Consider the following 6,914-nt stretch of genomic DNA (forward strand, 5'->3'; position numbering starts at 1 on the left):
CACCCGTGCGATGTGGTCGAAGTGGTCGATCAGGTGTTTGAGCGGCGGCCGCGGCAGCGTGCAGGCGCGGGTCGTCGAGCAACGCCAGATGCGCGCGTGCGATATCCGCCTGCACGGCGGGCGCTGCCATGCGCTGACCAAGCGCCGCGCGAACGGTGGCAACGGCCGCTTCGAGCGACCGGGTCTCCTCCGCTACGCCCTGCCCGGCCGCGGGCGGCTCGCGGCGGATCGACTCCAGCCGGACGATCGTGCCGACCGCGATACCCGGCACCGCCGTGACGCCGCGCCGCGTCGCCGGGGCGGTGATGCCGATGCTCGCGGGGGCGGCCTGCTCTCCCTTCAGGCCATGCTCGATCAGTTCGGCAAGCGCCTGCAGCGCCGCCTCGGCATCGGTGCCGCGCGCGCGCAGCGTTGCCTGGTCACCTGCCGCGAGGCCGAGCGTCATCAGCGCGACCGCACTGGTCGCGGACGCGCTGGTGCGGGACGTCACCACCTCTATTTCGGCCGCGAAACGGCGTGCGCAGGCGGCGATCGCGGCGGCGGGGCGGGCGTGGATGCCATGGCCCGGCGGCAGGGTCACGGCGCGATCGCGAACAGCCGCGTTCGCCGACACGGACGCAGCGACCTGTGCGCCGGTCGCCTCCAAGTCCATCAGCCAGTCGCCGACCGCAACCCGGGTGTCGCAGGCGCGGCGGCTGATGCGAAAGGCCTCGGTGTCGATCGCCAGGATGGGCGAGACGAGGCTCTTGGCCCCGCGCGCGAGGCGGTCGAGGTCAAAGCTGACCAGCAACGCGCCCGCCTCGACCCGATCGCCATCGGCGACGTGCGCCGTGAAGCCCTCGCCGCTGAGAGCCACCGTCTCGATGCCGATATGACACAGGATCTCTGCGCCATTGTCGGCGCGCAGCGTCACTGCGTGCCGGGCGCGATGGACGCCGACCACGACGCCCGCACATGGTGCATGGAGCGCATCGCCGACCGGGTCGATCGCCACGCCGTCGCCGACCATCCCCTCCGCAAAGGCGGCGTCGGGCAGTTCGGCGAGAGGCCCCGCCCAGCCCTGCATCGGCGAGACGAGGCGCAGCGTCATGGCCGCGGCTCAACCCAGCCGAGCACCCAGAGCGGATCGGACCCCGACCGCGCGAGTACGAAGCAGAGGTCGGCGCGGCCGACCCCAGGCGGGAGCGGCACGACGAGCTCATGCGCCACGCCATCGCGAGCCACCCCCGCCAGCGACACCGTCGCCAGCACCGGGCCGTTGCAGCCGCGGCGGATCACAAGCTCGTTGCGATTCTCAGGCACTGGCGGCGGCGAGATGTCGTCGGCAAACTGGAAGTTGAACGGCAGCGCCGCCACGCCGACCGCGATGCGCCCCGCCGCAGCCGCGCCGCGGTAGATCCAACACGGATTCCTGATCGTCACCAGATAGACGGGTGCCTTCGTCTCGCCGGGGGGGCTCGCCCTTCCAGGTTGAGCGAGGTGGCGTCGGTGCACGGATCGAGCTGCTGGCTGACGCGACGCGGCGAGGGCGGCGGCGGCACCCCGGGTCCGTCGGGATGCAGCCCCAACGCCTGATAGCGCGCCTGCATCGCTGGCAGGCGGCCCGCGAAGCTCGGCCAGTCGCGCCGGTCGGCGGCAGTCCAGGCAATCTCGGCGAGCGCGGCGGCGCGGGGCAGCGCCATCGCCTCCACCCGCGCATCGCTGTCGATATGCTCGGTCCACAGCTGACCCTGGACGCCAAGCACATGGCTCACCGCCGCCGTTCCCAGCGCCGGCGTCACCGCCGCATGGGGTGGGTCGCCGGGATCATAGGCATAGATGTCGCGCGACGTCACCGCGAAGCCGCGGCCGGGCGGCTCGGACGGCAAGGTGGACTGTAGTCGATCTCACCTTCCGCACCCTGGCGCAGAAGGGGCGTGGCAACCCGTTCGATCCCGCCAATTACGGCGAGATCGTCAAGCCCGGCGAGCTGGTCGACATTGTCGAACTCAGCCCCCTCACCCTCGCCGACCGCCGCATCTACAATCTGCTGATCGCCAACGCCTGGGAGCGGATTGGCGAGCCGATCATCCACCGCATCGCAAAGTCGGCCTTGAAGGGCACGCACCAAGGCAACGAGCGGGTCGAAAGCTCGCTGCTGCGCCTGATGGGCACAATCGCGATCGTCACGATCCGCAAGGCCGGCAAAAGCTACAAGCGGCGCGTTCAGCTCCTCGGCCCAAGCGACGAGAGCCTCGAAAAAGACGGTTTCCTCCACTATCGCATTCCCGAGGAGCTGATCGAGATATTGCGAAACAGTGAGGTCTATGCTCGCCTCAAGACGCAGGTGATGTACTGCTTCGAATCAAAATACGCCCTGTGCCTCTACGAGATGATCGAGCGCCGCATCGGCCTCGAATATAAGCAGAAGGAAGAGTTCACGATCGAGGAGCTGCGCGGGCTGCTCAACGTGCCCGAGGGCAAGCTCGAACGCTTTGCCGATATCAACAAATATTGCCTCAAGGTCGCCGTCGAAGAAATCAACAAGCTCTGCCCCTTCTATGTCGATTTCACGCCGATCAAGAATGGTCGAAAGGTCGAGCGAGTCGCGCTCCACTGGTTCCCGAAAACGTCGAGTGGCAAGCGCGACGCGCAGAATCTGATCGACCAGCACAGCATCATCCGTCGCGCCAAGCTGCGCGGCGGTATTCCCGAACTGCCGGTCTTGGTCGATTTCAGCGCCACGGCGCTCGAACGGTGAGCCCCTACCCCAAAACTCACCTTTGCCCGAGAGTACGGTTATACGAGTATACTCGTATACGGCTTGGCTGTTAGCCTGATTGCGGACATCCACCGCGACCGGAATGTCAGGCACGGGAGTCGGTATATGCGGACGATCTTCGTGCTTTCGCGGATGGTCAAATATGAACGCGATCACCTGTGGCTTAGTTTGCGTGTTCACACGTCCGCACGCGCACTTGTATACCAGTACCTCACAGCCGGTGCTGACGCGGTCGGCTAGCGTTCCCCAAACGGATGCTTGCCATATTGCCGCATGAGCAGGTCGATCGCCTCGCCCATCAGCGCCTGGAGCGTGATACCGTTCTCGGCCGCCAGCACGTTGAGCCCGCGACTGACCTCCGGGCTGAAATAGGCGCTCACGGCCTTCTTGCCCTGCCGCGCGGCCGCTCGCGCCGGCGCGCCCTCGACCGCCGGCGGGGGCAGGGTTGGCTCGACCGCCTTCGCCCGCTCGGTCCGTTGCTGCTTCATCGCCCCGAACTTGCTCATGGTCAGCCCCGCTTTCTCTTCTTCTGCTTACGTGTGGACAGGTTCACGCGCTCGCACGTCCACGCCCACAGTGCCGCGACCTCTTCCGCGGCCTTGCCCTCCGGCTCCGCCTCGGGCGCGGTTTTCCCCTGCGCAGTACTGTGATGGTAGATTGCCCGCTGGGTCAGCATGACGGGCGCGACGGGCACGCCCATGCCGTCGAGCCCTTCCCCGCCCTCGATCAACTCGCGCGCGTCGCGGTAGGTGGCGGGCGCCCGCTGCGGGCCGCCGGTGAACAGGACGAACGCGGGCTTGCCGGCCGCCTTGACCAGCTCGGCGGTCGTCTCCACCGCCGACAGGTCGAACGCCTGTGGGCGGCAGGGGATCAGGATCAGGTCGGCGATCTTGCATGCCTCGCGCGCCATGATGTCGGCATGGGGCGGCGTGTCGATGATGACGAGGTCGGCGCCCAGATCGGCCGCCTGCTGCACCTTGCGCGGCAGGAGGGTAGGGGACGCGCAGTCGACCACTTCCGGCTCCGCGCTGCCCCGCCAGTGGTTCCACTGACTGGCGGTCGCTTGAGGATCGGCGTCGAGGATCAGCGCCGACCATCCGGCGGCCGTGGCGGCGCCGGCAAGATGGATGGCAAGCGTGGTCTTCCCCGCGCCGCCCTTCTGGCTGATGATCGAAATCGTTCGCATATTCTCACTCGAGCATGTGAAGATGTGAACACGTTGGATAGTTCACAGGTAAGCGTGATGACAAGAGGGCCTGTTGACGTGAGGGCAAGTGCATACTGCCCAGGTGCCACACGGATGACGACGCTTCGGGTCCGGCTAAGAGCCGAACTTGAAAGCGAACTCTAAGCTAGACCGCTGCCGGCCAGCGTATTCGCCGAATCCAGCACCGCCAGCACTGCGCCTTCGCCAGGGCGGTTCACCTCCCGCCATCGCCACAATATGACGGCAGTGCCGCCCCGGTTCTGCGCAGACGGAACCAGCGCTCCCTTGACGCCCGTCGCGATCATCTCCTGCGCCAGTGCCCAGCTTGGCGGAACCTGCCCGTCGAGAGCAGCGATCCTCTTCCAATCGGCCGCCAGCGCTCCCGCCACGCGATCATCGACCCGACTGCCCCGCCCGTCGGTCAGGTCGGTGATCGCCTGGGCCTCGATCCGGTAGGGGACGAGCATGCCGGGCTTGGGCAGTCCCTGATAATATTCGGCGACGGCGGTGACGTGATCGACGGCAAGATAGAGCGCCGGCCAGCCCTTCATGTTCCAGCGCCCGCCATAGAGGCGCGCCCCTTCGCCCGAATACACGGCGCGTTGCCGGGCGGGATGGATCATCCGCCACAGCGATCCGGCATAGGGGCGGGCGGGGTAGGTCATGCCGCAGTTCTCGCCGATCCGTGCCAGCCGGCCGCACTTCCGCTCACGGAAGGTACCGGATCACGAATAGACGCCCTCGCGCATCCTCTCCAGATCCTCGATCACCAGTTCGGCGCGGCCGTCCTCGACAAGCTCCTCGGCCGTCTTGCCGAACCCGGGAATGGGCTGATGCTTGAACCAGATGATCGCCCGGCCTTCGTCGCCGGCGAGGTCGGCGGCATGAGCGATGATGCGGGCGATCTCGCCGAGCTTGGCCTGCACGGCGGGGCTGCCGGGCTTGTTGGTCATGGTGTTGCGGTTGACGTGCGCCAGCCTGGCGAGCCGTGACAGTGGCAGCCGCAACCGCTCGGCCATGCGACGAGGCGCGATCTGGTCGTGGTCGCGGATATCGTCGAGGAAAGCGGCAAGCATGGGTGCATTCCTTGCCTGTGATATGCTTTCATCTTGGACGACGTGCAATGCAGGTCTCTGTCAACGCTTGCCGTCATTTTCCGCTTTCGTTCCCGGTCAGCGTGACTCATAGAATCACGATGCCGATCCGTGCCGAGAACCGCTGGCTCTACCCGATCGACTGGCGCCAGCTGTCGGACGCGATCCGCTTCGATCGCGCCGCCTCGCGCTGCGAGCGTTGCCGGCGGCCGCATCGCCGGCATGTCGCGCATCTCGGCGACGGGCGCTGGTGGGACGCCGGCGCGGGCTGCTGGCGATCGGGGCAGGGGAGGCGCATCGCCCGGCACGTCATGATGCGCGACCACGTCCTGCTGGCGCGGGTGCGCACCACCTTCGTCGTGCTCGCCTGCGCGCATCTCGACCACGATCCGGGCAACAACGCCCCCGCCAACCTCGCTGCGCTGTGCCAGCGCTGCCACATGCTCCACGACGCGACCGAGCATCGCTGGCAGCGCTGGTGGAACGCCTTCCGCCGGCGCGGCTTGCGCGACCTGTACGAGGATCCGCGGCTGGCCCGGGCGAGGGTGGCCGGACGGGAACGCTGCGGCGCCGGTGGCGGAGGCAGCCTAACGATCGTCCATTCACCCAAGCGGTGAAGCGGACGACGGTCAGCGGATAACCGTCACTTTCACCCCGCAGGCCGCGGCTACATCCTTCCAGGCGCGATCCGCCGTCAGGGCGACGAGCCCCTCGCGTGCGGCGAGCGCCAAGCAGAACCGGTCGCCGAGCGACAGGCCCGCCTCGGCCGTGACCGCGCGCAGCAATCCGGCCGCGACCGCGAGGTCGCGATCCGCCGGCACCAGTTCGATCGGCAGCGCGCGTAGCATCCCCTCGACCGCCGCGCGGTCCGACCCGGCCTTGGCATAATAGGAGACCAACTCGGCGTGGTTCACCACGCTCATGCGGGACCCGCTCAGGACGGTCGCCACCTTCTTCGCGCCTGGCTCGTCGCGTAGCAGTGCGAGGACGGCAGACGTATCGAGGATCACTCCTGCCATCGGCGGCGCTCGTCGATGAACTCGGCGACCGTGCCGGCTTCCTTGCCGTCGAGCAGCGCGCGGCTGATCGCCTGCGCCCGTGCCACGGCCTGCTCGACGGTCCGCAGCACGATCCCGTCGTCGGTTTCCTCGACATAGACCGCGCCACCACCCGCAAGGCCGAGGCGCTTGCGGATGTCCATTGGTAGGCTCATTCGACCGGTTGGCGTGATGTTGACCTGGAATGTCATAAGTGGCTGCATACCGCGCTTATGGCTAAAAACGCAATGTTGGCCTAAAGTCTGCGATTGCCAATTTAACGCTGTGCGGCCTTAATATGTCTTATTTGACATATGGTACATCGTATGGCGCAGATGCAACCGATTCCGCTGACGAGTGACATCTCCATGTCCGATAACATTCCTTATCGGACACGACTGGACGCGAGGCGGGTAGGGCGTCAGAACCGCCCAGCGAGAGGCCAACGGCATGACGGACGACACCGGCGACACGATAACGGCCGGCGCGGCGCTTGTGATGCTGGCGCCCGCCGGCGGCGCGCTGGCGGTGCTGCGCGAGGACCTGGAGCGCGCTGCCGCCTACAAGAAGGCCGCCCGCGCCGCGGCGACGCACCGCGCCTATGCGTCGGACTGGCGGATCTATGTCGCTTGGTGCGAGGGGCGCGAGCTGCGGCCGATGCCGGCGCACCCCGAACAGGTCGCCGCCTTCGTCGCCAACCAGGCGCACGCCGGCGCGCGGGCGAGCACGGTCGAGCGGCGCGTCGCGGCGATCGGCCATTACCACCGTGCGAGCAATCACCCCGCGCCCGGCGCGCACCCGGAGGCGGGCGGCCT

At 67.6% G+C, this 6,914-nt stretch carries 11 protein-coding genes and 1 pseudogene; 3 read left to right on the top strand and 9 right to left on the bottom strand.

What is annotated here, in order from left to right; all coding sequences use genetic code 11:
- From HUU96_RS08820 to HUU96_RS08830, 3 genes are all read right to left on the bottom strand, one after another.
- The coding region (locus tag HUU96_RS08820; protein WP_174292460.1) for a glucose PTS transporter subunit IIA at positions 1-1,090 on the bottom strand (1,090 nt) is incomplete at its 3' end.
- Positions 1,087-1,422 (bottom strand): hypothetical protein, encoded by a 336-nt coding sequence (locus HUU96_RS08825; RefSeq protein WP_174292461.1) that lies wholly within the window; start codon positions 1,420-1,422, stop codon positions 1,087-1,089. The genes HUU96_RS08825 and HUU96_RS08820, both read right to left, overlap by 4 nt.
- Positions 1,419-1,868, bottom strand: a complete 450-nt coding sequence (locus HUU96_RS08830; protein ID WP_254605148.1) for a family 20 glycosylhydrolase — start codon at positions 1,866-1,868, stop codon at positions 1,419-1,421. The genes HUU96_RS08825 and HUU96_RS08830 overlap by 4 nt, the downstream gene beginning before the upstream one ends.
- A gap of 32 nt (positions 1,869-1,900) precedes the next feature.
- On the opposite strand from HUU96_RS08830, the gene HUU96_RS08835 reads away from it, so the two are divergent.
- Positions 1,901-2,740 (top strand): replication initiation protein, encoded by an 840-nt coding sequence (locus HUU96_RS08835; RefSeq protein ID WP_174292468.1) that lies wholly within the window; start codon positions 1,901-1,903, stop codon positions 2,738-2,740.
- Positions 2,741-2,997: 257 nt separating this feature from the next.
- Here HUU96_RS08835 and HUU96_RS08840 read toward each other — a convergent pair whose 3' ends face one another.
- The 4 genes from HUU96_RS08840 to HUU96_RS08855 form a co-directional block, all read right to left on the bottom strand.
- Positions 2,998-3,267, bottom strand: coding sequence for a ribbon-helix-helix domain-containing protein (locus HUU96_RS08840; RefSeq protein WP_174292463.1), 270 nt, complete (start codon positions 3,265-3,267; stop codon positions 2,998-3,000).
- A gap of 2 nt (positions 3,268-3,269) precedes the next feature.
- Positions 3,270-3,947 (bottom strand): ParA family partition ATPase, encoded by a 678-nt coding sequence (parA, locus tag HUU96_RS08845; protein ID WP_174292464.1) that lies wholly within the window; start codon positions 3,945-3,947, stop codon positions 3,270-3,272.
- A 161-nt stretch (positions 3,948-4,108) separates the two neighbouring features.
- Complete coding sequence (locus tag HUU96_RS08850; RefSeq protein ID WP_174292465.1) at positions 4,109-4,633, bottom strand: RES family NAD+ phosphorylase; 525 nt, start codon at positions 4,631-4,633, stop codon at positions 4,109-4,111.
- A 60-nt stretch (positions 4,634-4,693) separates the two neighbouring features.
- Complete coding sequence (locus tag HUU96_RS08855; RefSeq protein WP_174292466.1) at positions 4,694-5,044, bottom strand: antitoxin Xre/MbcA/ParS toxin-binding domain-containing protein; 351 nt, start codon at positions 5,042-5,044, stop codon at positions 4,694-4,696.
- Between the two features lie 101 nt (positions 5,045-5,145).
- Between HUU96_RS08855 and HUU96_RS08860 the strand changes: the two genes are divergently transcribed.
- Complete coding sequence (locus tag HUU96_RS08860) at positions 5,146-5,679, top strand: hypothetical protein (RefSeq protein ID WP_254605149.1); 534 nt, start codon at positions 5,146-5,148, stop codon at positions 5,677-5,679.
- Between the two features lie 12 nt (positions 5,680-5,691).
- On the opposite strand, the gene HUU96_RS08865 is transcribed toward HUU96_RS08860, so the two are convergent.
- Together HUU96_RS08865 and HUU96_RS08870 are read right to left on the bottom strand one after the other, a co-directional pair.
- Entirely contained in the window at positions 5,692-6,081 is a 390-nt protein-coding gene (locus HUU96_RS08865) for a type II toxin-antitoxin system VapC family toxin (RefSeq protein WP_174292467.1), read from the bottom strand.
- Positions 6,069-6,311 carry an AbrB/MazE/SpoVT family DNA-binding domain-containing protein gene (locus HUU96_RS08870; protein ID WP_174292469.1) on the bottom strand — a complete coding sequence of 81 codons (243 nt, stop codon included), beginning with the start codon at positions 6,309-6,311 and terminating at the stop codon, positions 6,069-6,071. The genes HUU96_RS08865 and HUU96_RS08870 overlap by 13 nt, the downstream gene beginning before the upstream one ends.
- 238 nt (positions 6,312-6,549) lie before the next feature.
- Here HUU96_RS08870 and HUU96_RS08875 point away from each other — a divergent pair.
- Positions 6,550-6,914, top strand: a pseudogene (locus HUU96_RS08875) (integrase); the annotation flags it as partial.

The sequence above is a fragment of the Sphingomonas bacterium genome, from assembly GCF_903644135.1.
Classification (GTDB): Bacteria; Pseudomonadota; Alphaproteobacteria; order Sphingomonadales; family Sphingomonadaceae; genus Sphingomonas.